23 protein-coding genes and 1 pseudogene are annotated in these 24,713 nt (G+C 63.1%); 9 read left to right on the forward strand and 15 right to left on the reverse strand.

Annotated features, from left to right (window positions below; all coding sequences use genetic code 11):
• Positions 1-40: 40 nt before the first annotated feature.
• The 8 genes and pseudogenes from AC3WR3_RS17790 to AC3WR3_RS17825 all read right to left on the reverse strand — a co-directional run bounded on the left by AC3WR3_RS17790 (position 41) and on the right by AC3WR3_RS17825 (position 7,758).
• Positions 41-853 (reverse strand): Cof-type HAD-IIB family hydrolase, encoded by an 813-nt coding sequence (locus tag AC3WR3_RS17790; protein WP_139437077.1) that lies wholly within the window; start codon positions 851-853, stop codon positions 41-43.
• A 195-nt stretch (positions 854-1,048) separates the two neighbouring features.
• Positions 1,049-2,089 carry an alpha/beta fold hydrolase gene (locus tag AC3WR3_RS17795; RefSeq protein ID WP_492292633.1) on the reverse strand — a complete coding sequence of 347 codons (1,041 nt, stop codon included), beginning with the start codon at positions 2,087-2,089 and terminating at the stop codon, positions 1,049-1,051.
• Entirely contained in the window at positions 2,079-2,825 is a 747-nt protein-coding gene (gene trmH / locus AC3WR3_RS17800; RefSeq protein ID WP_139437073.1) for a tRNA (guanosine(18)-2'-O)-methyltransferase TrmH, read from the reverse strand. Before trmH ends, AC3WR3_RS17795 begins: the two co-directional genes overlap by 11 nt.
• Positions 2,826-2,979: 154 nt before the next feature.
• Positions 2,980-3,051: pseudogene (locus AC3WR3_RS17805) on the reverse strand (tRNA (guanosine(18)-2'-O)-methyltransferase TrmH); the annotation flags it as partial.
• 109 nt (positions 3,052-3,160) lie between these two features.
• Positions 3,161-5,278 carry a bifunctional GTP diphosphokinase/guanosine-3',5'-bis pyrophosphate 3'-pyrophosphohydrolase gene (spoT, locus tag AC3WR3_RS17810; protein WP_139437071.1) on the reverse strand — a complete coding sequence of 706 codons (2,118 nt, stop codon included), beginning with the start codon at positions 5,276-5,278 and terminating at the stop codon, positions 3,161-3,163.
• A gap of 131 nt (positions 5,279-5,409) precedes the next feature.
• Positions 5,410-5,685: a DNA-directed RNA polymerase subunit omega gene (gene rpoZ / locus AC3WR3_RS17815; protein WP_005307060.1), complete on the reverse strand. Its 276-nt coding sequence runs from the start codon at positions 5,683-5,685 to the stop codon at positions 5,410-5,412.
• Positions 5,686-5,764: 79 nt separating this feature from the next.
• A complete protein-coding gene (gmk, locus tag AC3WR3_RS17820) occupies positions 5,765-6,391 on the reverse strand; it encodes a guanylate kinase (RefSeq protein ID WP_139437069.1) in 627 nt (208 codons plus the stop codon).
• A 299-nt stretch (positions 6,392-6,690) separates the two neighbouring features.
• Positions 6,691-7,758 carry a glycosyltransferase family 9 protein gene (locus AC3WR3_RS17825; RefSeq protein WP_492292655.1) on the reverse strand — a complete coding sequence of 356 codons (1,068 nt, stop codon included), beginning with the start codon at positions 7,756-7,758 and terminating at the stop codon, positions 6,691-6,693.
• Positions 7,759-7,886: 128 nt separating this feature from the next.
• Here AC3WR3_RS17825 and AC3WR3_RS17830 point away from each other — a divergent pair, with 128 nt between their 5' ends.
• Together AC3WR3_RS17830 and AC3WR3_RS17835 are read left to right on the forward strand one after the other, a co-directional pair.
• Positions 7,887-8,600, forward strand: a complete 714-nt coding sequence (locus tag AC3WR3_RS17830; RefSeq protein WP_404838572.1) for a 3-deoxy-D-manno-octulosonic acid kinase — start codon at positions 7,887-7,889, stop codon at positions 8,598-8,600.
• Positions 8,601-8,772: 172 nt separating this feature from the next.
• Positions 8,773-9,636, forward strand: a complete 864-nt coding sequence (locus tag AC3WR3_RS17835) for a GGDEF domain-containing protein (protein ID WP_247627622.1) — start codon at positions 8,773-8,775, stop codon at positions 9,634-9,636.
• A 75-nt stretch (positions 9,637-9,711) separates the two neighbouring features.
• Here AC3WR3_RS17835 and AC3WR3_RS17840 read toward each other — a convergent pair whose 3' ends face one another.
• Entirely contained in the window at positions 9,712-10,569 is an 858-nt protein-coding gene (locus tag AC3WR3_RS17840) for a carboxylate/amino acid/amine transporter (RefSeq protein WP_492292637.1), read from the reverse strand.
• 42 nt (positions 10,570-10,611) lie between these two features.
• Here AC3WR3_RS17840 and AC3WR3_RS17845 point away from each other — a divergent pair, with 42 nt between their 5' ends.
• Entirely contained in the window at positions 10,612-11,088 is a 477-nt protein-coding gene (locus tag AC3WR3_RS17845; RefSeq protein ID WP_492292657.1) for a DUF6314 family protein, read from the forward strand.
• 106 nt (positions 11,089-11,194) lie between these two features.
• On the opposite strand, the gene AC3WR3_RS17850 is transcribed toward AC3WR3_RS17845, so the two are convergent.
• Positions 11,195-11,356: a hypothetical protein gene (locus AC3WR3_RS17850; RefSeq protein ID WP_005326376.1), complete on the reverse strand. Its 162-nt coding sequence runs from the start codon at positions 11,354-11,356 to the stop codon at positions 11,195-11,197.
• Entirely contained in the window at positions 11,341-12,240 is a 900-nt protein-coding gene (locus AC3WR3_RS17855; protein ID WP_139437058.1) for a DMT family transporter, read from the reverse strand. The genes AC3WR3_RS17850 and AC3WR3_RS17855 overlap by 16 nt, the downstream gene beginning before the upstream one ends.
• 90 nt (positions 12,241-12,330) lie before the next feature.
• Here AC3WR3_RS17855 and AC3WR3_RS17860 point away from each other — a divergent pair, with 90 nt between their 5' ends.
• Entirely contained in the window at positions 12,331-13,290 is a 960-nt protein-coding gene (locus AC3WR3_RS17860) for a LysR family transcriptional regulator (RefSeq protein ID WP_139437056.1), read from the forward strand.
• Here AC3WR3_RS17860 and trpS read toward each other — a convergent pair.
• Positions 13,269-14,282, reverse strand: a complete 1,014-nt coding sequence (gene trpS / locus AC3WR3_RS17865; RefSeq protein WP_202047970.1) for a tryptophan--tRNA ligase — start codon at positions 14,280-14,282, stop codon at positions 13,269-13,271. The two genes, AC3WR3_RS17860 and trpS, sit on opposite strands and share 22 nt — an antisense overlap.
• Before the next feature lie 191 nt (positions 14,283-14,473).
• Positions 14,474-14,908, reverse strand: coding sequence for a universal stress protein (locus AC3WR3_RS17870; RefSeq protein WP_025325220.1), 435 nt, complete (start codon positions 14,906-14,908; stop codon positions 14,474-14,476).
• Between the two features lie 432 nt (positions 14,909-15,340).
• Here AC3WR3_RS17870 and fabV point away from each other — a divergent pair, with 432 nt between their 5' ends.
• The gene (gene fabV, locus AC3WR3_RS17875; RefSeq protein ID WP_319916360.1) at positions 15,341-16,528 is read left to right on the forward strand and encodes an enoyl-ACP reductase FabV; all 1,188 of its coding nucleotides are present in this window, start codon (positions 15,341-15,343) and stop codon (positions 16,526-16,528) included.
• A gap of 226 nt (positions 16,529-16,754) precedes the next feature.
• Here the strand turns inward: fabV and AC3WR3_RS17880 are convergent, their stop codons facing one another.
• Positions 16,755-18,530 (reverse strand): GGDEF domain-containing protein, encoded by a 1,776-nt coding sequence (locus AC3WR3_RS17880; protein WP_492292659.1) that lies wholly within the window; start codon positions 18,528-18,530, stop codon positions 16,755-16,757.
• 209 nt (positions 18,531-18,739) lie between these two features.
• Here AC3WR3_RS17880 and ftnA point away from each other — a divergent pair, with 209 nt between their 5' ends.
• Together ftnA and AC3WR3_RS17890 are read left to right on the forward strand one after the other, a co-directional pair.
• Positions 18,740-19,264, forward strand: a complete 525-nt coding sequence (ftnA, locus tag AC3WR3_RS17885) for a non-heme ferritin (RefSeq protein ID WP_025325223.1) — start codon at positions 18,740-18,742, stop codon at positions 19,262-19,264.
• A 153-nt stretch (positions 19,265-19,417) separates the two neighbouring features.
• Positions 19,418-20,602, forward strand: a complete 1,185-nt coding sequence (locus AC3WR3_RS17890) for a BaiN/RdsA family NAD(P)/FAD-dependent oxidoreductase (RefSeq protein ID WP_492292641.1) — start codon at positions 19,418-19,420, stop codon at positions 20,600-20,602.
• 81 nt (positions 20,603-20,683) lie between these two features.
• Here AC3WR3_RS17890 and AC3WR3_RS17895 read toward each other — a convergent pair whose 3' ends face one another.
• A complete protein-coding gene (locus AC3WR3_RS17895) occupies positions 20,684-21,904 on the reverse strand; it encodes an MFS transporter (protein WP_139437048.1) in 1,221 nt (406 codons plus the stop codon).
• A gap of 222 nt (positions 21,905-22,126) precedes the next feature.
• Here AC3WR3_RS17895 and leuE point away from each other — a divergent pair, with 222 nt between their 5' ends.
• Positions 22,127-22,765: a leucine efflux protein LeuE gene (leuE, locus tag AC3WR3_RS17900; protein WP_139437046.1), complete on the forward strand. Its 639-nt coding sequence runs from the start codon at positions 22,127-22,129 to the stop codon at positions 22,763-22,765.
• A 208-nt stretch (positions 22,766-22,973) separates the two neighbouring features.
• Entirely contained in the window at positions 22,974-24,647 is a 1,674-nt protein-coding gene (locus AC3WR3_RS17905) for a sensor histidine kinase (protein WP_234570694.1), read from the forward strand.
• The last annotated feature ends 66 nt before the right edge of the window (positions 24,648-24,713 follow it).

Here is a 24,713-nt window from a genome sequence, read left to right on the forward strand (position 1 = left end):
GCCATGGCGATCCCGGGGGAGATCGCCATGAAGGCGGAGATCAGGCCGCGCCTGTCTGATCGATGGCGAACAGCTGCTCCAGATAGACGGCGACGCCATCCTCATCCGAACTCAGGGTTCTGTCGTGTTCGCTCAGGGCCAGCTTGAGGCGATCATGGGCGTTGCCCATCACCACACCCCGACCCACCATGCTCAGCATCTCGAAGTCGTTCATGCCATCACCGAAGGCGACCGCCTGGGACATCTCAAGCCCATGCTGTTCCAGCACGGCGCGCACGGCATTGCCCTTGTGGACCCCGGCGTGCATCACCTCGAGGCAATCCGGCAGGGAGAAGGTGACGTTGATCCGATCACCATAACGCTGGTTGAGCTCTGCCTCTATCTGCAGCAGTTTTTCGTGTTCGCCGATGTAGAAGACCTTGTTGATCTTGTCCAGCGGGTGGCTGGCGAGATCGGTCAGGCGATAGCTGAAGCCGGAGTCGTGATGGAACTGCAGCAGCCAGGGCATCTCCTCTTCCACCAGCCACTCGTCGCCGTAGTAGACGTTGATGTGGATGGAGGGGTCGCGCTCCAGCGCGATCAGCTCGGCTGCCACCGTGCTCGGCAGAGCCTGGTTGAAGACGAGGGTATCCTGCTTGTCGTGCACCACGGCGCCGTTGGAGGTGATGAGGTAGATATCCAGCCCCAGGGCATCGCGGATGCTGCGCACATCCACATGGTGACGGCCGGTGGCCACCACGAACTTGATCCCCTGATCCACCAGACGGTGCAGGGTATCCCGGGTGCGGGAGGAGATCTGGTGCTGCCCGTTGAGCAGGGTACCATCGAGATCGGACACAACTACCTTGAACATCATTACCTCGGCATCAGTGGAACGCCGTGGCAGTGTACCCCAGCGTCCGGTGTGACCCCATTTATTTAGGGATCCAAAAAATAACCAGTCCCTGGGTCTGTTGTCGTGCCGGTGCAGACCGCGCCTGGGTGGCAAGTGACGCCATGCAGGACACGGGACGCTGGCCACTCCCCCGGCACGTCACGCAACCGGCCACTAGAAGCGGGCGAAGAAGTCCAGGGTCGCGGTCAGGGCAGGCAGGCGCTGGGCATCGGCCTCGATGAACAGCTCGTGCCAGGCCCCCTCGATCCGCAGCGGCTTGCCCCCTTCACACTGGAGCCGGGCACAGAAGCTGTCCTGGGCCTGGTTATCGACAATGCCGTCTTCCCCGGCCTGGATCAGCAGCAGTGGCGTCTTGATCCTGTCTGCCTCCGCGATGGCGGCATCCCCGGCCTTGATGCCCTCGCGGATCCAGTGGGCCGTCACCCCGCCCAGCTTGATATGCGGATGCTGCTCATAGAGCTGGCGGAATGCCTGGTAGCGGGGCTCGCTGTGGCTCAGGCCGTTGTCGGCAAATTCATGGGAGACATAGCCGGTCTGGCCCGGGCCATAGGGGGGCTCGCCCCACCAGCTGCCGACCGTATCCATGGTGGCCGCCAGCCCCTGGGCCAGCCACTTGGGCAGGCCGCCGAGGTTGATGCCCATCATGGGGGAGGAGAGCACGGCTGCCTCGACATCATCCGGCCAGCGCTCCAGATAGCGGGCCGAGATGGCGCCGCCCATGGAGTGGGCCAGCAGGAACAGCTTGGCGGGTTTGTCCGCCAGTATGACCTCGTCATGGAACTGCTTCAGATCCAGCACATAGTCGTCGAAGTCGGCGACATAGCCCTTCTCCTTGTCGGCCAGCAGGCGATCCGACAGCCCCTGGCCGCGGTGATCGATGAGGTAGAGGCTGTAGCCCTGACGCCACAGATCCCAGGCCAGCTCCTGATACTTGAGGTAGCTCTCGACCCGGCCATTGACCAGGAGTATGGCTCTGTCCACCTTGGCCTGGCGCAGGGCGGCATAGCGGATGGTCACCCCGTCCTTGGCCTTGAAGGCGCTCTCGACGGCGTGCTGGCGCCAGAAATCCGGCAGGGTCTGTTGATGGAGGGCGGGGACGTCGGCTTCCGTGGTCAGCTGATAGGGATTGGTCACGGCAAGGGCTCCGGCAGAAAACAGGGTCAGGGCCAGCAGGGGCAGAGCGTTAAATTTCATCGGTTGGATACTCCATATCCAGGGGATCGTCCTGTTGTGCGGCCCAGCCCTTGCGGGTCAGCTGCATCCGTTGCCACCAGGCTTCGTCCGCCAGGATCTCGCCGGCCGGGCCGAGCTGGGGATAGGGCATCTCTTTCTCTTTGCAGAGCTGGGCATAGATGGGGTAGCCCCCCTCGAACAGTATGCTGTTCTGCTCCTCCAGGTCGAGCGGGCAGCCGCGCTGATAGCAGCCGGCCAGCTCGCGCTGGCGCTGGGCTTCGTACAGTATGGCGGCGGCGGCCACCGAGACGTTGAGGGACTGCACCATGCCCACCATGGGAATGACGATATGGTGATCGGCCAGGGCCAGCGCCTCTTCCCCTATGCCGTGCTTCTCCTGGCCCACCAGTATGGCGGTCGGCTTGGTGTAGTCGATGGCGCGAAAGTCCACCGAGCTCTCCGAGAGATGGGTCGCCAGGATCTGCATGCCGGAGGCTTTCAGTTCGGCCACGGCACTGCCGATATCCGGGTGCAGCTTGACGTCGACCCAGTTCTGGCTGCCGCGGGCGGTGCCCTTGCGCTTGTGGATCCAGGTCTTGGGCCAGACGGCGTGGACCCGGTGAATGCCGATGGCATCGGCGGTGCGCACTATGGCGGCCAGATTGTGAGGCTTGTGGACCTCTTCCATGCAGACAGTGAGATCGAGCTGGCGCTGGGCCAGCATGTCGGAGATCCGTTTAAAGCGTTCAGGTGTCATGTCAGTTTCTATCGAGTGAGGCTTGTGGACGTCTTTCCAGGCATGCAGACAGTGAGATCGAGCTGGCGCTGAGCCAGCATGTCGGAGATCCGTTTAAAGCGTTCAGGTGTCATGTCAGTTTCTATCGAGTGAGGCTTGTGGGCGTCTTTCCAGGCATACAGACAGTGAGATCGAGCTGGCGCTGGGCCAGCATGTCGGAGATCCGTTTAAAGCGTTCAGGAGTCATATCGGTTTCTATGTCGTGAGGCTGGTGCACGCAACAAGGCAGGTGGGCTGCTGCATGGGGCCATGAGTGTCTCTTGAAAAGCAGCAGGCGGCTCGCGCCGCCTGTGTGATCAGTTCTTCTGTCGGCTCACCCTGAGCACGTTGGGCATCACCCGGATCTTGCGCATGATGTTGGCAAGGTGGATGCGGCCCTTGGTGGTGATGAGCAGGGTGACCAGATAGACCCGGCCATCCTTCTCTTCTGTGCTGATGGCGTGGATGTTGGCGCCGGTGGCGGCAATCACGTTGGCCAGCTCCGCCAGGGCACCCTGGTGGTTGACGATCTCGATGCTGATGCCGGTGCGGAACTCCTGTTCCTGCTCCTTGTCCACTTCCCACTGCACCGGCAGGTACTTGTCCGGCTCGCGGCTGTAGCCCTTGATGTTGCGGCAGGACTCCTGGTGAATGACCAGTCCCTTGCCCGGGCTGATGTGGGCGATGATGGCATCCCCCGGGATCGGGCGACAGCAGTTCGCGAAGGTGACCAGCATGCCGTCGGCACCCTTGATGGGCATCTTCTTGCTGCTGGACTTCGGCTGCTCTTCCGGCGGTAGCTCGTCCCCCAGCATGCGGCGCGCCACCATGACGCTCATGGCGTTGCCCAGCCCTACATCGGCCAGCAGCCCCTGCAGGTTCTCGTGCTTGGTGTCGGCCAGCACCTGCTTGATGCGCGGCTCGGGGATGTCTTCGATGTTCTTGGCGCCGAGGGCATGGTTGAGCAGGCGGCGACCCAGCACCACCGACTCTTCGGTGCGCAGGTTCTTGAGGAACTGGCGGATCTTGGAGCGCGCCTTGGTGGTCACCACGAAGTTGAGCCAGGCCGCGTTCGGGCGGGCGCCCGGCGCCGTGATGATCTCCACCGTCTGGCCCGAGTGCAGCGGACTGCTCAGGGGGTAGGGGTGGCGGTCGACCCGGGAGCCGACGCAGGCGTGGCCGATGTCGGTGTGCACCGTGTAGGCGAAGTCCACCGGGGTGGCGCCGGCGGGCAGCTCCATGATGCGGCCCTCCGGGGTGAAGACGTAGATCTCGTCCGGGAAGAGGTCGGTCTTGACCCCCTCGATGAACTCAAAGGAGCTGCCGGCGCTCTGCTGCAATTCCAGCAGGCTCTGCATCCAGCGCTGGGCGCGGATCTGGGCCGTGGTGCCCGAGCTGTCGCCATCCTGCTTGTAGGCCCAGTGGGCGGCGACCCCCTTGTCGGCCATCTGATCCATGAACTCGGTGCGGATCTGCACCTCCACCGGTACTCCGTGCGGCCCCACCAATGAGGTGTGCAGGGACTGGTAGCCGTTGGTCTTGGGAATGGCGATGTAGTCCTTGAAGCGGCCGGGACGGGGCTTGTAGAGGCTGTGCATCTGACCAAGCACCCGGTAGCAGGTGTCTATGTCCTTCACCCTGACGCGGAAGGCGTAGATATCCATCACCTCATGGAACTGCAGCTCTTTCTTCTCCATCTTGTTGTAGATGGAGAACAGGTTCTTCTCGCGACCGCTGACCTGGGCATCTATGCCGGCCTCGCGCAGGCGACCCTCAATCTCGCTCTCGATGGAGTCGATGATCTCGCGGCGATTGCCGCGGGCGCGGCGCACCGATTCCCGCAGCACCCGCGAGCGCATGGGGTAGAGCGCCTCGAAGCCCAGCTCTTCCAGCTCGTTCTTCATGGTGTGAATGCCGAGGCGGTTGGCGATGGGGGCGAAGATCTCGAGGGTTTCCCGGGCGATGCGGCGACGCTTGTCAGGCCGCAGTGAGCCCAGGGTGCGCATGTTGTGGGTGCGGTCGGCGAGCTTGATCAGAATGACCCGGATGTCCTGGGTCATGGCCATCATCATCTTGCGGAAGTTTTCGGCCTGGGCTTCCTTGCGATCGCGGAACTTCAGCTTGTCGAGCTTGGAGACGCCGGATACCAGCTCGGCGACGGCGTTGCCGAACAGCTCGGCGAGATCGTCCTTGGTGACCGGGGTATCTTCGATGACGTCGTGCAGCACGGCGGCCATCAGGGTTTCGTGATCGAGTCGCATGTCGCCGAGAATGCGGGCAACGGCAACCGGGTGGGTGATATAGGGCTCGCCACTGGAACGCATCTGTCCCTGGTGAGCGTCACGGGCCACCACATAGGCTTGCCTGAGCTTCTCAACCTGCTCTGGAGGCAGGTAGGAACTGGCTATTTCTTTAAGATTTTCAAATAAATACAAGACAGTCCCCGCAGCGGTGAAACGACAATCCGTGGAATTGAGGGTATGCCCTCGAGTTTGCGAGGTTTTCGAGCGGTTGTAAATGGGAAGAACAGTCGGCACCCGGGCGGGCGCCGACCATGAGGAATAACTTAACCGCGGCCTTCGGCGATGGCAGCAACGGCAGCCAGCTCGGCGGCTTCCTGCTCTTGCTGCTCGTAGCGGTCCTGGGTATCCATCACCTGGTTGTTGACCAGACCCAGTTCGATCTCGCGCAGGGCGATCACGGTCGGCTTGTCGTTCTCTTCGTCGACCAGGGGATCTTTGCCTTGTACCGCGATTTGACGGGCGCGGCGTGCGGCGACCAGCACCAGGTCAAAACGGTTACCTACCTGTTTTACAGCATCTTCTACAGTAACGCGTGCCATGCAGGACTCCAGTGTTTGGGCTTTCTGTGTTTGAAAAAGCAGTGTTTAAAAATGACGCAAAAGTTTACTTGTTTTTGGCCTATTCTGCCAGTAGCTGTTGCAGCAAGTTTTGTTGGGCCTGCTGCTGCTGGCGCAATTCCAGCCGCTGGCACTCTATGATGGCCCTGAGCTGGAACAGCGCCTGCTCAAAGTCTTCATTGATAATGACATAGTCATACTCGTCGTAGTGCACCATTTCGGCAATGGCTTTCGCCATCCGGCCGGCGATCACTTCGCTGCTGTCCTGGCCGCGGCCGATCAGGCGGCGCTCCAGCTCTTCCCGGCTCGGGGGCAGGATGAAGATGGACTTGGTCGGCATCTGCTCGCGGATCTGGCGGGCGCCCTGCCAGTCGATGTCGAGGAAGACGTCGATGCCTTGGGCCAGACAGGCCTCGATGGCGGCGCGGGAGGTGCCGTAGTAGTTGCCGAACACCTCTGCCCACTCCAGAAAATCACCGCGCTCGATCAGCGCCTTGAACTCTTCCACCTGCACGAAGTGGTAGTGCACCCCGTGCTCTTCGCCGGGGCGGGTGGCGCGGGTGGTGTGGGAGACGGAGAGCTGCATCTTGCCGGCGTCGTTGTGCTGGGTCAGCAAGGCATTGAGCAGGCTGGACTTACCGGCCCCGCTCGGGGAGGAGATGATATAGAGAGTGCCTTGTTGCGCCATGTCTGTACCTTTAAGCGATGACCCGTGTTTTGGTTGTAGCAGAGGCTGCCGTCATGTGCCCGAAAGGGAGACAGTCGCTCGCAAAACGCGGAAGAATCAGAGTCAGGAGGTTGTAAAGGCGGCGAATGTTAGCAGATGGGGGCGGATAAAAAAACGGCCGGAATCATATTCCAGCCGATCAAAGTATTCGTTGCTTGCTGCGGGAGCGTTACCCACATCGGCCGCTATTCTGCCCCCGGCACCCGGTTCGGGCCATCAGATTATCCCTGCCTCAGGGCTCGGAATTTCCGAGTTGCCCCTCAGCCCGGCAGCTGGCGCTCGGCACAGAGCCGATCGAAGGCGGCGATGACCCGCTCGCTGGTGATCTTGCGCATGGCGTCCGGATCCTTGAGGCGGGTACGCCAGTCGAGCGCCGCCAGCGGCTTGCCGGTCTCCTGCTCGATCAACTCCTGATAGACGCTGACCGCGTGTTTGCGGCACAGATAGGGGCCGGTGCGATCCGGGTTGTGATGGGCGTAGAGGCCGATCACCGGCGTGCCCGCCAGGGTCGCCATGTGGGTGGGGCCGGTATCGGGGGCGAGCACCAGGCTGGCTTCCTTGATGAGTGCCAGCAGTTGCTTGAGGTTGGTCTGCCCCACCAGATCCACCGGCTTGCTCTGGCTCAGGCGCTGGATGTCGGCGGCCAGATCCCGCTCCAGCCTGGCCGGCCCGCCGCAGAGATAGACCTGAAACCCCTTGCTGGCGGCGTGATCCGCCAGGGCGGCATAGCCTTCGGCGGTCCAGTTCTTGAACACCTTGCTGGCGGCGGCGCAGATGAGCAGGGTCGGCTTGCCGTCTATCTTCTCCCGGGCCCAGGCCTGGTGCTCGGCGCTGATGGGCAGTTGCCAGTCCGGGGTCAGATCCTGGATGCCGAGCTCCCTGGCGAAGGCGAGAAAGCCATCCAGCACATGGGGGGAGGCGGGGGAAGGCACTTGATGGTTGGTGAACAGCCACTGACCGTCGTTGGCCCGCGCCTTGTCGAACCCGAGCTTGATTTTGGCCCTGATGCCCAGGGTGGCGATGCTGGCCCGCAGGGCCGCCTGCAGGTGCAGCAGGGCATCGAACCTGCGGCCCCTGAGGGTGCGCCAGAGATCACGGTAGCCACGCCAGCCCTTGCTCTTGTCGAAGGGGATCACCTCCACCCCGGGCAGATCGGCAAACAGGGTCGCCTCAATCTTGCCGGTTACCCAGGTGATGCGAGTCTCTGGCCAGGCCCGCTGGATGACGCGCACCAGCGCCAGCGCATGGCAGCAATCCCCGATGGCGGAGAGCCGCAGGATGCAGATAGAGGAGGGCGGCGTTTGGAACAGCGGCATGATGTGGCGCAATGGTGGCAAAATGGATGGATGGCATTATGCAAACTCCCTTGTGGATTGTAAAATTGCGCCAGCTGCCCGACCGGCACAGTCCCCATGACGGGATGCATTGCGCCCCACTATCGACCGGAATACTCATGATGCTGACACAGACCGCCCACAACCAGATCTGCTGGTATGCCGAAGGCGCCTTCCGCGACCCTTCCCCCGCGTTGTTCGATCCGGCCTGGTGGCAGACCCATCGGCAGGTGGTGGGCTCCGCCATAGGCCGCGGGGTGACCTGGTTCGTGAAGGATGAGTCGCGCCACCTGGTGCTGCGCCACTATTATCGCGGCGGCATGGTGGGCAAGTTGGTACGGGATCGCTTCTGGTTCGAAGGGGTCGAATCGAGCCGCGCCATGGCCGAATACCGTCTGCTGGCCCAGCTGAGCGAGCAGGGGTTGCCGGTGCCACGGCCGTTCGCGGCGCGCATGGTCAAGCAGGGGCCCTTCTATCGCGCCGACATCCTGATCGAGCGCATCCGTGGCGCCAAGGATCTGGTGGCCCTGCTCAAGCAGGGGGCGCTCCCCGACGAGGTGTGGCACAAGGTGGGTCAGACGGTGCGCCGGCTGCATGATGCCGGGGTCTGTCACGCCGACCTCAACAGCCACAACCTGCTGCTCGACAAGGAGGGCAAGGTGTGGGTGATCGATTTTGACAAGGGGGCTATCCGCTCCCCCGGCAGCTGGCAGCAGGCCAATCTGGAGCGGTTGCTGCGCTCCTTCAACAAGGAGTCGCAGCTGCACACCAGTTTCCACTTCGTGCCGGAGAACTGGCAGGCGCTGATGGCGGGCTATCAAGGCAAGACGGGCTGAGTTCGGCCTCCACTTAGTGTCTGGGGGTTGGCAGGCGCTGATGGAGCGGCTGGTGCGGATAAAAGGGCACCAGGGAAAAGCGAGTTGACGCTGTTGCTCGGCGCAATCGCCAATGTTACTTATTGAGTGTTGCTGTCTGGGCAGACAGTCAGATCCGGTTTCGAGGCGCGTGATGGAAAGGTATGAGACTCCCGGGGTTGAGGTCATTACCCCGCTTGAGGTGACGCTGAAGGCAGAAGCCATGGCGATGCTGGAGGCCGGGATCTGGACCTGGTCGGCCGAACAGGGCCTGAGGCGCGATCCCTCCTGCCTGCAACTGCTGGGGCTGGTGGGGAACGAGCTGGATGATCTCGGCTGGCTGGCCCGGGTGCACCCGGATGACGGGCCCCGCCTGGGGGAGGCCATCGATGCCTGTCGGGAGGGGCGCAGCAGCGGGTTGCGGCTCGAGTACCGCATCCTGCACCATCAGGGCCACTACATTCGGCTGGAAGAGCGGGTGCGCCGCGACGAACGAGGCCAGCTGCTGGGGGTGGTGCGCCATCTGGACGCGGTCATGCCCCAGCTGGACGATCGCCACGACACCGACCCCCTCACCGGGCTCGAGAGCCGCAGTCACTTCGAGTCGCTGCTGGACGAGCGGCTGACCAGCGAGAGCGGCAGCTTCTGTCTGCTGCAGTTCACCGTGGATCACCGCAGCAAGATATTACAGCTGTTTGGCGAGGCCGCCTGCGACGCCATGCTGGCCAAGCTGGCCCGCATAGTGCGCCGCGAATTGCGGCGGGAAGATCCCTTCGCCCGCTGGGACGAGGACGGTTTCATCCTGATGCTCTCCCAGACAGATCGGCTGAGCGGCCTCGAGATTGCCGAACGGCTGCGTCTCGAGATCGCCGATGCGAGCCTGTTACCCGAGCGGCCGGTGACCGTCAGCATAGGCCTGGTGCAGAGCCAGAGCGCCGAGCAGCTCGATCACCTGCTGGCCCGGCTGGCCTCCTGCCACGGCCAGGCCAGGCGGGAACGCAACACAGTGGTTGGCTGATTTCTAGTCAGCGCTCACTCACCCGCTGATACCTGTGGTTCAAAGGAGGCCTGCATAGGCAGGCCTGGTGCTTCGTCAGCCCGCGCTACGCGCCGGCTGACGCTGGCAGACCCAGAGGGAGGCCAGCATCAGCAGGGCGCCGAGGCTGAGCCTGAACAGATCCGTATCCTTGCCCCAGAGCACCAGATTGACCAGCAGACCGGCCGGGATCAGGGCATTGTTCATGATGGCCAGCACCCCGCTGCTCACCAGGGTGGCCCCCTTGTTCCACAGGAAGTAGCCGAGCCCGGATGCCCCCACCCCCAGCCAGAGCAGTATGCCCCACTGCAATCCACTCGTCGGGTATTGCGGTTGGCCCAGCAGCCACCAGGCGGGCAGGGCGATCACCAGGGCCCCCAGATAGAAGCAGCCGAACACCGCCAGCTGGGGCGGTTGCTGCGCCTCTCGCGCCAGCAGCACCTTGTAGCCCACCTGGCCCAGGGCGAAGCAGAGGTTGGCTCCCTGCACCACCAGGAATCCCATCACATAGCTCTCGGTCAGGCCGTCGAAGCGGATGACTGCCGCCCCCAGCACCGCCAGCAGCGCTCCCCACAGGTAGGTCGGCTTGAAACGCCCCTCCAGCAGATCGTGGATCAGGGTGACGTAGATGGGGGTGAAGATGGTGAACACCAGCACTTCCGGCACCGTCAGCAGCAGGAAGGAGTGGTAATAGAACAGATACATGATGCCGAGCTGGATGGCGCCGAGAGCCATCAGCTTGGCCACCAGATCGGGGCGCAGCCAGCGGCGGCGCAGGAAGGGCAGGAACACCAGGCTGGCGAGGACGATGCGGGTCAGCACCGAGAAGTAGGCGTCCACCTGGCCGGCGAGGTAGACCCCGATCAGGCTGAAGGAGAAGGACCAGAGCAGGGTAACCCCTATCAAGTAGTTCATGTGATTGAATTGTCGTCAGTTGTCAATTTGGAGGGCGCTATGATGGCCGAGTTGGAAAGCGCGATCCAGCGTTTATGGGGGCAGTTGCCACAGATCGGTGTATTTGCCTTCGAGGCGAGCAACGGGGCGGGCTCCGCGACCGACTGGAACGGCCGTGGGGAGGGAGAGGTGCGGGTGACCGATCATCAGGGGGGCTGGCTGTTTACGGAGCAGGGGCGCTACACCACGCCCCATGGGCGGATGCTCACCATGCACAACAGCTTCTGGTGGCAGCGTGGCGAGCGGGGGATCCGCCTCTCCCACCTTCGCCACCAGGCGCCGGTGCTGCTGTTCGAGCTGCTGCCCCAGGGAGACGGGCGCTGGCTCACCGCCGAGGCGCACCTGTGCGGTCAGGATCACTACAGCGCGGAACTGACGCCGACCGAGGACGGCTTTCTGCTCGCCTGGCAGATCACGGGGCCGCGCAAGAACGAGCGGCTCAGCTACCGCTACTGCTCGGAGGGCGGGAAACCGGCATAAAAAAAACCGGCGCAGAGCGCCGGTAGCGGGGACAAATCGGAGGTTTTTTTAAAACGGTCCCAAAAACAGGAGAGATACACTCTCGTCACACATTCAGAGATGGCATTCAGGCATTCAGGGCATAGCTCAGCATGGCCTGCAGCTTGCTGTCGAAGAACCAGGGCAGGGTCAGCATCAGCAGGCCGAGCAGTCCGGCCAGCCGGTGGCGATATTGCCAGCCGGCTATCAGCACCAGACCGCCGCAGAGTGTGGTCAGGATGCCTGACATAGGCTGGCCTCCCGACGGGCACGACGCTGCTGTGCCCACTGGTTCAGGGCGACCGAGCCCAGGATCAGCGCCAGTGCCACGGCCGTGGTGGAGTGCACCTGCTCGCCGAGGAAGAGGGCACCCAGCATGACGCCGAACAGCGGCACCAAGTAGTTGCTGAAGGAGGCGAAGGTCGGGCCCGCCTTCTGGATCAACGCCATGTAGAGGAAGTAGACCAGACCGGTACAGAAGACACCCAGCACTGTCACGGCACCGATGGCCTGCTGGCTCGGCAGGGTGAGGGCGCTCAGATCGGTGACGAAGGGCGCGGCCAGCAGCAGCTGGATGGCTGACGAGATCAGTATGTTGCGGGCCACCACCACAGGGTGGTCCTTGGCGAAGCGCTTGATCATCAGCAGGCCGATGGCGAAGCAGCTTGCGCCGAACAGTATGGCCATGGCACCGAGCAGACCGGCGTTCATGCCGTTGGCCAGTTTCGGCCAGAACAGCACCAGCACGCCGACGAAGCCGATGACCACGGAGAGCAGACCGCCCTTGGTGATTCTTTCACCAGAAATAAACAGGGGCGCAGCCAGAATGGTCACAAAGGGAATACAACCCATGACCACGGCGGCGATGGCGCTGTCCACATACTGCTGACCCCAGGCCACCATGATGAAGGGGATGGTGGCATCGAGCAGGGCGATCAGCATATAGGTGCGCCAGGGGGTGTGCTCGCTCTTGAGGCGCATGAACAGGCAGAGCAGACCCAGGGTCAGGCTGCCGCACAGGGCGCGACCGGCCGCCACCATGATGGGGGGCAGTTCGGTCACGGCCTGATGCATGAAAATGAACTGGGAGCCCCACAACAGGCCTATCGCCAGCAATAACAGATAGCTACGCATGTTAATCTCCGTGTAATTCGCCCGCGCATTCTATGCAATCTGCTACTATGCCAAAAATGAATTGTCGTCATTCAACTATGGCCAATATCGATGGAACTCCCCCTTTCCCGCCTCGACCTCAACCTGCTCAATGTGTTCGACATGTTGATGCAGGAGCGCAACGTCACCCGTGCAGCGGAACGGCTCCACCTCTCCCAGTCCACCGTCAGCCACGCCCTGGGTAGATTGCGCCAGGCGCTGGACGACCCCCTGTTCGTGATGAGCCGGCGGGAGATGATGCCCACCGAGCGCGCCAAGGCGCTGGCCGGGCCGGTGCGCCAGGCGCTGGCCATGCTGGAGCAGGGCTTGCGCCAGGCCAAGGGATTCGAGCCCGCCAGCGCCCAGCGGGTGTTTCGCATCGCCACCCCGGGCTCGGTGGAGCACGGCCTGGTGCCGACCCTGGTGGAGCGCATGGTCCAGCAGGCGCCCCATTGCCGGCTGGAGGTGTGCGAGCTGGCGGACAGCGACTACGAGCGGGAGCTGGAGAAGGGGGAGCTGGATCTGGTGATCGGCTTTGCGGGCGCCAATCACCTCTCCCCTCGCTTGTGGCGCGAGGAGTGGTTCAGCAATCCCCTGGTCTGCCTGTCGCCCCTCGGCAGCGCGCTGCCCGATGAGCTGGGGCCGGACGAGCTGGTCAGCCGCCCCCACATCCACACCTCCAGCTGGGGGCACAGCCAGGCCATGGTGGATCTCTGGCTGGCCCGCTTCGGGGTGGCGCGGGAGCTGGGGGTGCGGTTGCCGAGCTTCATGGCGGTGCCGCAGCTGATGGCGACCGGCCGCTATCTGGTGGTGGTGCCCGAGATGATAGGGCGCCACTTCTGCCGCTACTACCCGCTGCGGCTTCATCAGCTGGAGCCCGCCATTCCCATCGTCTACCTGATGGCGGGCCACCCGCTCAGCGCCCACGACGAGGCGATCGGCTGGTTCAAGGGGCTGCTGCACCGGCTCGCCTTCGAGCGTTACGGTGCAGACGCGCTGGGGGCGCCGACTCAGCGCAACCCGGCGAAGTAGTCCAGTCCCATGGCGCTCTTGACCTCTGCCAGCACCTCGTCGGTGAGGGCGCGGGCCTGCAAGGTGCCCTGCTGCAACAGGCGCAGCAGCTTCTCCTTGTCGGCGATGGCCGCCTGACGTCGCTCCCGCATGGGGGCGAGCAGGGTCTGCAGGCAGTCGTTCAGCACCTGCTTGCAGCGCATGTCTCCCAGCCCGCCGCGCTGGTAGTGGGCCTTCATCTCGGCCACCAGCGCCTTGTCCGGGTGGAAGGCATCCAGATAGGCGAACACCGTATTGCCCTCCACCTGGCCCGGATCGCTCACCCTGAGGTGGTTGGGGTCGGTATACATGGCAAACACCGCCTGCTTGATCTCTTCCGCCGACATGCCGAGCTCTATGGTGTTGCCGAGGGACTTGGACATCTTGGCCTTGCCGTCGATGCCGGGCAGGCGGCCGGTGTCGCTCAGGATGGGCTGACATTCGGTCAGCACCTCCTTTCCTACCAGGGCGTTGAAGCGGCGCACTATCTCGTTGGTCTGCTCCAGCATGGGCAGCTGATCCTCGCCCACCGGCACATGGGTGGCGCGAAAGGCGGTGATGTCGGCGGCCTGGCTGACGGGATAGACCAGAAAACCGGCCGGCAGGCTGCGCTCGAACCCTTTCTGCTGGATCTCGGCCTTCACCGTAGGGTTGCGCTCCAGCCGGGCGACGCTGACCAGATTGAGGTAATAGGTGGTGAGCTCGGCGAGGGCGGGCAGGGCGCTCTGCAGGCAGAAGGTGGTCTTGGCCGGATCCAGACCGGCGGCCAGGTAGTCGGCCATCACCTCCAGCACGTGATCTGTCACCTTGGCCGGGTTGTGGCCGTTGTCGGTCAGCGCCTGCAGATCGGCGATCATCACGAACTGGCGGTAATGGTGCTGGGCCTCGACGCGCTGGCGCAGGGATCCGACGTAGTGGCCTATGTGCAGTTTGCCGGTGGGACGGTCGCCGGTCAGGATAACGGGGTTGTGCATGTCACTCTCTCCAGTGGGGTGGGCCGGGAGGCGACAAAGGGATGAAAACAATGACCGCCTCTCGGCGGTCACGGTGTTTTCTTTGGGAAAAATTACATAGAAAAGCAGTGCCGCCTGTTTATAAGCAGCACCACCAGTAGTTGTGATTGACGATGGTCATGTTCATGGCAAATCAAGCTACGCCTGTTTGATCACTTCTGCAAGGGCACGACCAGCAGATCGCAGGGTACCGTATTCATCAGCTGGCGGGCGCTGGAGGTGAGCAGGCTCCAGAAGCTCTGGCGGTGGCCGCATACCAGCAGATCTATCTGGTAATCCTTGACCGCCTGATTGACCCGCTCGCTCAGATCGCCGCAGATCACCAGCTTCTTCTCTATGGGGTAGTCCACCGAGGCGAGGAAGGCCTCCAGCTTCTCTTTCGCTTCGGCGATCACCTGATCCTGCACGTTGTCGATGTCGATATCGATCATCTCGGTGTAGAGATCCTTGAGGTCCACGTCCACATGGATCACCGACAGTTTGGCGCCATTGGAACGGGCCCGGTCGACCGCCTTGTCGATCACCTTGCGGTTGTCTTCCGACAGGTCGATCGCCGCCAGTATGTGCTTGTAATAGGTTCCACTCATGGGAATTCTCCTCACTGATCCTGGGTTCACTATACCAATGTCCGCTGAAACTAAAACGGCGATGTCACCACAGTTTCAGGATTTGCATGGCAAGCCCCTACTCCCTGGTTGCCATTGTGGATAAAGGATCGCACATATTTTGAACAGGAGTTTGAAGCCGATCACAGCCGTTCTATTGCCCTGACTGAGTGAGGGGAATAGGATGTGCCCGTGCTTCGCAATGAACACAACACAACAAAAAGCATCTGAATAACGCTTTGGGGAGCCTTGTGCTCCCTCTTGTTTTTCTGCCCCCTTTTCTTGCCCCTATGCCACCCGACATCAAGGTAATCCCCGGCTTCTTGGTTATGCTCTAGCCAATTCCCGTGGCGATGCCGCCGACGCTCGCTGCGGCCGCTCCCCGTATTCCATCGATCCCTTGGAGATTCATTCATGATCATTCATCCCCAGATCCAGGGCTGTGTTGCCCGCAACTGCCATCCCATCGGCTGCCGCGCCGCCGTGCAGCAGCAGATCGCCAGCGTCAAGGGGGCGGGCCCCTTCAACGGGCCGAAACGGGTGCTGGTGCTGGGGGCTTCCTCCGGCTTCGGGCTGGCATCGCGCATCGCGCTGACCTTCGGTGCCGGCGCCGATACCCTGGGCATATCGTTCGAGCGCGGGCCTTCCGACAAGGGGCTCGGCAGCGCGGGCTGGTACAACAACATCTGGTTTCGCCAGGCGGCGGAGCAGGAGGGTCGCATCGCCATCAACCTGATCGGCGATGCCTTCTCGGACGCCCTGCGCCAGCAGGCCATCGACGCCATCCGTCAGCAGCTGGGGCAGGTGGATCTGGTGGTCTACTCCCTGGCGAGCGGCCTTCGGGTGCTGCCGGATGGTCGCCAGGTGCGCTCGGTGCTCAAGACCACGGGCCAGCCCTTCAGCGGCTGGGGGCTGGATCTGGAACAGGACGCCCTGGTGCAACAATCCCTGGCACCCGCGACCCCGGAGGAGATCCGCGATACCGTCACCGTGATGGGGGGCGAAGACTGGCAGCTCTGGCTGCAGGCGTTGCAGCAGGCCGATTGTCTGGCCCCAGGGGTGCAGACAGTTGCCTACTCCTACATTGGCCCTGAATCCACCTATCCCCTTTATCGGGACGGCACCATCGGCTACGCCAAGGAGCACCTGCACGCCACCGCAGAGACCATCAACCTGCAGCTGGCCGAGCTCGGCGGTCACGCCTGGGTGTCGGTGTGCAAGGCGCTGGTGACCAAGGCGAGCGCCTATATTCCCGTGTTGCCTGTCTACCTCGGCCTGCTGATGGGGGTGATGAAGGAGCGGGGCGTGCACGAGGGCTGCATCGAGCAGATGCAGCGGCTGTTTGCCGCCAAGATGTACGGGCCCCATGGGGTGGTGGCCGACGGCAACCGCCTGATCCGGATGGATGACCACGAGCTGGATCCGGCGGTGCAGGCCGCCGTCTCGGCGCTCTGGTCCAAGGTGACACCGGACAACTTCCACGCCCTGGGGGACTTCGCCGGGCTGCGCCAGGACTTCATGCAGCTCAACGGCTTCGAGCTGCCCGGCGTGGACTATGGGGCGCCGGTGGATGTCGCCTCCCTGACCGAGCTGCTGCCCTGAGTCAGGTGCCTGTGTCAGGCGACGTTGCAGGCAGGCTGGTTGGGGGCCGGAGCCAGCCAATATAGTCTGGTTGCGCCCCTGGTGTCTGATGTTCGAGGCGTTATGACTTCAGGCTTTCAGCCTCAGGCGACGTTGCAGCTTGGTTGATTGGGGGCCGGAGCCAGTATGGTCTGGTTGCGTCCCTGGTGTCTGATGTTCGAGGCGTTATGGCTTCAGGCCTTCAGCCTCAGGCGACGTTGCAGGCAGGCTGGTTGGGGGCGGGAGCCAGTATGGTCTGGTTGCGCCCCTGACGCTTGGCCTGGTACATGGCCATGTCGGCCCTGTGGATCAGCTGGCTGAGGCTGTCATCGTCCGGTGAGCGCTCCGCCACCCCTATGCTGATGGTCATGTGGGGAGCGGCCAGGTAGGCGATCCGGTTTCTCAGCTGTTCGGCCAGCCGCCAGCAGGTGGTGCCGTCCTGCGTCATGGCCACCAGAAACTCCTCCCCTCCCCAGCGCCCGACCTGTTGCAGGTCCGGCGCCCAGCTCTTCAGCTCCCGGGCCAGTTGCCGTATGGCCTGGTCACCTGTCTGGTGGCCGTGCCTGTCGTTGATCTGCTTGAAATGGTCGATGTCGATGATGAGCAGGGTCAGTGGCGCATCCAGCTGCCACTGCTGCTCCAGCTGCTCCAGCAGGGCGCGCCGGTTCGGCAGCCCGGTCAGCTGATCGAAGGTGGCGAGCTTGTAGAGGTGGCGCGAGCTGCGGTGCAGCCTGTGGGTGGTGAGTCCGAGCAGGATCAGGGCGCCGATCAGCAGGACGACCAGCATCAGCTGGTAGTAGCGGGCACTCTGCTGATACAGCAGTTGCTGGCGCTTGTTCTCGTTCTCCTGCTGCAACGCCAGGTTGCTGGCCTCGCTGCGGGCCAGGTCCATCTCGACCTGGAAGGCGGCGGCATGCTGGCTCAGGGTCTGGTTGAAGTGCTGCCTGTAGTGCTGCATGTAGCGGGTCATTACACCATAGGCCTCGGGGTAGCGTCCCAGGTCTGCCAGCAGCCTGGCCTGCATCGCCTTGCCCTCTATGCTGACCGGGCCTGGTTGGGCCGTCAGCAGTTGCAAGGCCAGCTGGGTTTCCCCCCGTCCCTGCAGGGTTCTGGCCCGGATCTCGGTCAGCCGGGAGGCGGCCTGGGGATAACCCAGCTCCTCATAGATGGCCTGCGCTTCCTCCAGGCTCTGCCAGGCGGAGTGCCAGTCTCGCTGCGCATTGAACACCATGGCCCTGTAGCCGAGGACGATGGCGCGATAGTGGGGCGAGAGCCCGGGGGTGGCCAGCAGGGCCTCGAGCAGCTCGCTCGCCCGATCGGGGCGCCCCATGTCGATGTAGAGTCGTGCCATGTTGGCCTGGATGATGGCCTGACTGTTGGGTTCGTTCAGTCGCACCATCTGCCCGAGGGCATCCTGATAGTAGCTCTCGGCCTCCCGGTGGAGGCTGAGATCGGCATAGAGGTTGCCAAGGGTCATCATCAGGCGGGCACACTGCAGGGTGGAGAGGGCGCTTCTTGGCCCTTTCTGCTTGAGCTGGAAGGCGGTCTTGAGCTCGGCGATCGCCTCCTTCATCTGCTGGGTACGGTAGAGGGCGAGGCCATTGAGGGCATGCCACTCGGACTCCTGCTGGAGATGGCCCAGGATGGCCGGCCTGAGCTGGGTCAGCAGCTGGAGGGCTTGCTCGGGGGCCTCGGTATCCAGGGTCAGGGCAATCTGCTGCAATCTGAAGTCGAGCAGGCGCCGGCTCTCCTGCTGGGCACTGGCCAGCCCGCGGGCGCGGGCGTTGTCCAGCAGGGCCTGCTGGTAGCGTCCCAGGGCGGCCTGGGCAAGGGCTCTGGCATGGAACAGCTCCATGTCCTGCTGCGGGCTGGCGTCGAGGCGCTGCAGATAGCCGACGGGATCCCGCGCCGCCTGTAATTCAGCCTCTTCCAGCAAGGAGGGAGTGGCCTGCAACTGGGTTATCCAGAGCAGCGCCAGTGCCATAATGAATCTCATTGAATCCTTTCCCCGACCACTGGCGCCATCATAATGGCTGACGCTACCTACACCATGTTTCTTTGCTTCTCTATAACCGTATGGGTGACAGGATGAGGTGAAGCCGGGTCACAACTGCGAGCGCTGACCGTCGTATCTGGTTGCGTCAGGCTGCAACAGTGGCGACAATCGTGACCAAATCACAGTGGAGAATCATCATGTTGGCCAAAGCCATGATCGAGAAGTTGAACGAGCAGATTAATCTTGAATTCTATTCCTCCAATCTCTACCTGCAGATGAGCGCCTGGTGCGAGGACAAGGGCTTCGAAGGGGCTGCCACCTTCCTGCGCAAGCACGCCGCCGAGGAGCGCCAGCACATGGAGCGCCTGTTCACCTACGTGAGCGAAACCGGTGGCATGCCGCTGCTGGGGGCCATAGATGCGCCTCCCCACGAGTTCAACTCTCTGGGGGACATCTTCCGCACCACCCTGGAGCACGAGTACCACATCACCAAGTGCATCAACGGCCTGGCCCATGTGGCATTCACCACCCAGGACTACTCCACCTTCAACTTCCTGCAGTGGTACGTGGCTGAGCAGCACGAAGAGGAGAAGCTGTTCAAGAGCATCGTCGATCGCCTGTCGCTGGTGGGCGAAGATGGCAAGGGTCTCTACTTCATCGACAAGGAGCTGGCCGAGCTGGCCAAGGGTGCCCCTGCCAGCATCATGGACGGCAACGCCTGATAGTCGTGGACACTTAGTGTTCAGCCAGTACAATACGGCCCCCTCGTGGGCCGTTTTCGATTGATGCAGCCATGAAACCGCCGCTGTGGTTTCTGCCGGATGCGATGACGGTCCCTTGGCAGGGGCCGTTTTTCTTTTGATGGGTGAGTGATGATGAAGCAGGTGGATGTGGTGGTGATCGGAGCCGGGGCGGCCGGCTTGATGTGTGCGGCCCAGGCCGGTTATCGGGGGCGATCCGTGCTGCTGCTGGACAACGCCAAGAAACCGGGGCGCAAGATCCTCATCAGCGGCGGCGGTCGCTGCAACTTCACCAACCATCAGGCCGGTCCCCACGCCTTCCTCTCGGGCAATCCGCACTTCTGCAAGTCGGCGCTGGCGCGCTACACCCAGCAGGACTTCATCGATCTGGTGGACAGGCACGGGGTGAATTATCACGAGAAGACCCTGGGCCAGCTGTTCTGTGACGAGAGCGCCAAGGAGATAGTCGAGGTGCTGCTCACCGAGTGTGACTGGGCCGGGGTGACCCTGCAGTGCCAGACCGAGATCCTCTCCGTCAACAAGACGGATGACGGCTTCCTGCTCGACACCAGTCAGGGGGAGATCAGCTGCCACTCCCTGGTGGTCGCCACCGGCGGCCTCTCCATGCCGAAACTCGGCGCCACTCCCTACGGCTTCAAGCTGGCGGAGCAGTTCGGCCTCACTGTGTTGCCCACCCGCGCCGGTCTGGTGCCCTTCACCCTGCATCAGGCCGAGAAAGAGGCGTTCGCCGATCTCGCCGGGGTCAGCCTGCCGGTGGCGGTGACCGCCGAGGACGGCACCCGCTTCAAGGAGGCCATGCTGTTCACCCACCGCGGCCTCTCGGGCCCCGCCATCCTGCAGATCTCCTCCTTCTGGCTGGCGGGGGAGAAGATCCACATCAACCTGCTGCCCGAGCTGGATATCCCTGCGGCCCTCAAGGCCTGGGCCCAGGCCCATCCGGCCCAGGAGCTGAAAACCGTGCTGGGGCGCGAGCTGCCCAAGCGCTTCGTCGACAAGCTGGTGGAGCTGGGGCAGCTCCACAGCAAGCCCATGCGTCAGTACAACGAGCGGGAGCTGGAGGCGGTGGCCACTTTGCTGGGGGACTGGCAGATACTGCCGAACGGCACCGAAGGCTATCGCACCGCCGAGGTGACCCTGGGGGGCGTGGATACCAACGAGCTCTCCTCCAAGACCATGGAGGCGCGCAAGGTGGCCGGTCTCTACTTCGTCGGCGAGGTGGTGGACGTGACCGGCTGGCTCGGTGGCTACAACTTCCAGTGGGCCTGGTCATCGGGCTGGGTCGCCGGTCAGTACTGCTGACCAACTTTCGTTCTCATCAACTTCAGACGCGGCCTCTCAGGCCGCGTTTTTTATGGGTGCTATCCCTCGCGGGGCGACCCGCTAGCCCTTGCGGATCGTCGGCAAGAAGGCGGTCAGCAAGCCGATGAGCGGCAGGTAGGCGCAGAGCTGGTACACGGTCTCTATGCTGGTGGCATCGGCCAGCTGACCCAGCAGGGCGGCGCCTATGCCCCCCATGCCGAAGGCGAAGCCGAAGAAGAGGCCGGAGATGGTGCCGACCTTGCCGGGCACCAGCTCCTGGGCGTAGACCAGGATGGCGGAGAAGGCCGACGCCAGGACGAGGCCGATGATCACCGAGAGCACCGAGGTCCAGAACAGGTCGACGTGGGGCAGCAGCAGGGTGAAGGGTGCGACCCCCAGGATGGAGATCCAGATCACCCTCTTGCGGCCGATGCGGTCACCGACCGGCCCGCCGAGCACTGTGCCCGCCGCGACGGCGAACAGGAAGGCAAACAGATGGAACTGGGCGCTATCCAGGGACAGGCTGAACTTGTCCATCAGATAGAAGGTGTAATAGCTGCTCAGGCTGGTCATGTAGAAGAACTTGGAGAACATCAGCAGGCCCAGGATGGCCAGCGACCAGCCGATCTGGCGGCGGCTCAGGCCGCTGCCGGCATGGGCCTTCATCCGCTTGTGGAAGTTGGCCCCGTGATGGCTGGACCAGCGCCCGACCAGGCAGAGCACCATGACGCCCACCAGGGCGAACAGCGAGAACCAGGCGGCGCTGCCCTGTCCCTGCGGCACTATGATGAGCGCGGCGAGCAGCGGACCTATGGCCGAGCCGAGGTTGCCGCCGATCTGGAACAGGGACTGGGCCAGGCCCGGCTGGTTGCCGGCCGCCATGCGGGCGACCCGGGAGGATTCCGGGTGGAAGACGGAGGAGCCCATGCCGATCAGCATGGCCGACAGCAGCACGGCGCCAAAGCTGCCCGCCTGTGACAGGGAGAGCAAGCCTATAAGGGTGAAGCCCATGCCGAGGGGAAGCGAATACGGCATGGGCCTGCGGTCCGTGTAGAGGCCGATCAGCGGCTGCAACAACGAGCCCGTGAACTGGTAGGTGAGGGTGATGAGCCCTATCTGGGTGAACGACAGATCGAGCCCCAGCTTCAGCAGCGGATAGATGGCCAGCAGCACCGACTGCATCATGTCGTTCAACAGGTGCGAGAAGCTGATGGCGGCAATCACCGGGTAAGTGGTGGTGTTCAGGGGGTCGGCCGAGGGCGGGGCGGCGATCGGCGTGTCGGTACTCAGGGTCTTGTCCATGGATGAGGTATCTGCGGTTTCACACTCCCTCTACCATGCCCTATCCCGGTGCATCTGGACATAACCAAAGTGGGCGAACGCCGGGGCTGCTCCCGATCGGCGTGCAAGCCGTTCATGCTGAAAGTGTGGGGATGGCAGGTCAGATCTTGTGCTTGGCGCGTGGCGGATTAGTATAGAAAGCCTGCCGCCGCTATCCGGCCCATCGCCCGCCATGGAGGGAACATGTTCGAAAGCCTGGGAGTCATCAACGTCTGGACCTATCTGGTGGGGCTCTTCTTCATCATCATAGCGCCGGGTCCCAACTCCATTTATGTGTTGCGCACCGCCGCGGTGCGGGGCATTGGGCCTGGCTATCGCGCCGCCCTCGGGGTCTTCGTCGGTGATGCCATCCTCATCTTCTGCGCCTATCTGGGGATCGCCTCCCTCATTCGCACCACCCCCCTGCTGTTTACCCTGGTGCGTTATCTGGGCGCCATCTACCTGCTCTATCTGGGGGTGAAGATCCTCCATGCCAACTTCATTGCCAGGCGCGAAGGGCAGGAGTCTGCGGTGGAACTGGGGGAGCGCTATTTCTCCAAGGCCCTCACCCTGAGCCTCACCAACCCCAAGGCGATCCTGTTCTACGTCTCCTTCTTCGTGCAGTTCATCGACTTCAGCTATGCCCACACCTGGATCTCCTACCTGGTGCTGGCCGGCATGCTGGAGGCCATGAGCTTCGTCTATCTCACCCTGCTGATCTTCGGTGGCACTCTGGTGGCTAGCTTCTTTCGTCGTAAACAGGGGCTTGCCCGGCTGGGCAATGGCCTGATAGGTCTGTTCTTCATGGGCTTCGCCGCCAGATTGGCGACCCTGTCGTCCTGATGCCGTCCCTCCCTTCTCCATCGGGCTGAATATGGCAGTGCTATGCCTCCCCGGTGCCTGCCTGCGGTACACTGGGGCCCGATGAGAGGGCCCCTCTCTTTTCAATCCTGCCGCCGTGGTCTCATGCCCCTGATTTGATCGGGGTCAGCCGTCCATGGCCAGATTCCTTCTATAGTGCGCCCCTTGTGGCCATAGGCCGGAGGGCCCCATGCTCGAAAATCAGATGATGTTGTTGGCGGTGTTTGAACGGGCGGCGCTGATGCTGATGACGCTCTTTCTCCTGACCCGCACCCGGCCGTTCCAGCGACTGTTCCAGAAGCGGGATCACACCCCGGCGGAGCTGCTGCTGGTGGCGGCCATCTTCGGCCTGTTCGCGGTGTTCAGCACCTACACCGGCATTCCGGTGGAGGGGGCCCTCATCAACGTGCGGATCATCGCCATCATCTCGGGCGGCATACTGTTCGGCCCCTGGGTCGGCATTCCGGCAGGGGTCATCTCGGGGCTGCACCGCTACCTCATCGACATGGATGGTCACACCTCCATCCCTTGCCTCATCGCCAGCATCATCGCCGGCCTGCTCGCCACCTGGCTGCACCTGAGATGCCGCAAGTCGCGGCTCTGGCTCTACGGCATACTGGCGGGCATGGCCTGCGAGGGGCTGACCATGCTGCTGATCTGGCTGCTGACCGAGCCCCATGCAGTGGGGGTGGAGATCGTCAGCCACATCGCCTATCCCATGATCGCCGGGACTCTCTGCATCGGCCTCATCATCAAGCTGGTGCAGGATCTGGATGACGAGAAGGAGCTGATTGCCGCCAAGCAGGCCAAGCTGGCGCTGGACATAGCGAACCAGACTCTGCCCTTCTTCCAGAACATCGACCGCCACTCCCTCGGCCAGGTGTGCGCCGTGATCCGGCGCGAGATCGACGCCGATGCGGTGGCCATCACCGATACCCGGGATGTGCTGGCCTACGTGGGGGTGGGCAAGGATTACTACGAGCTGGACGAGCACCACGCCATCAGCGACATGACCCAGCGGGCGGTGCTGCTCGACCAGATCATCATCAACAACGATCTGCGCCAGTATCATCTGTCGGACTTCCACTCGGTCATCATCATTCCGCTGCGGGAAAACGGCGCCGTCAGCGGCACCCTCAAGATCTACTACCGCCGCACCCACAGTATCACCAGCTCCCTGCGGGAGATGGCGGTGGGCCTCTCCCAGCTCATCTCCACCCAGATGGAAGTGTCGCGCATTGAACAGCTCAAGGAGATGACCCGCAAGGCGGAGTTCACCGCCCTGCAGAGCAAGATCAACCCGCACTTCCTGTTCAATGCCCTCAACGCCATCTCGTCGCTGATCCGCATTCGCCCCCAGCAGGCGCGCCAGCTCATCGCCAATCTGGCGGACTATCTGCGCTACAACCTCAACAAGGGGGACGAGCTCATCGACATCCAGGAGGAGCTGCAGCAGGTGCGCGACTACGTGGCCATCGAGCAGGCCCGCTTCGGGGACAAGCTGGAGGTGGTGTTCGAGGTGGACGACGTCCACATCCAGGTGCCCTGCCTGCTGTTGCAGCCCCTGGTGGAAAACGCCATCCTGCACGGCATCCAGCCCCGCAGCGCGCCGGGTCGGGTCACTATCGAGGTGAAGCAGCTGGCGGGGGGGATTCGGGTGGCGGTGCGCGACACCGGCTACGGCATCAGCCAGGCGGTGATCGACGGGGTGGCCGCCGGCCGGGTGGAGAGTCGCAGCATAGGCCTGATGAACGTGCATCAGCGGGTCAAGCTGCTGTACGGGGACGGCCTGCACCTCAAGCGGCTGGAGCCGGGAACCGAAGTCTGTTTCTATCTGCCGGATCAGGAGGCGATGCCATGCTGAGGGCCATCATGGTTGAAGATAAGTGTGTGCTGCGAGAGGGGTTGTCATGCTGAAAGCCATTATTGT

The sequence above is a fragment of the Aeromonas sp. EU05-FHT14A05 genome, assembly GCF_058791175.1.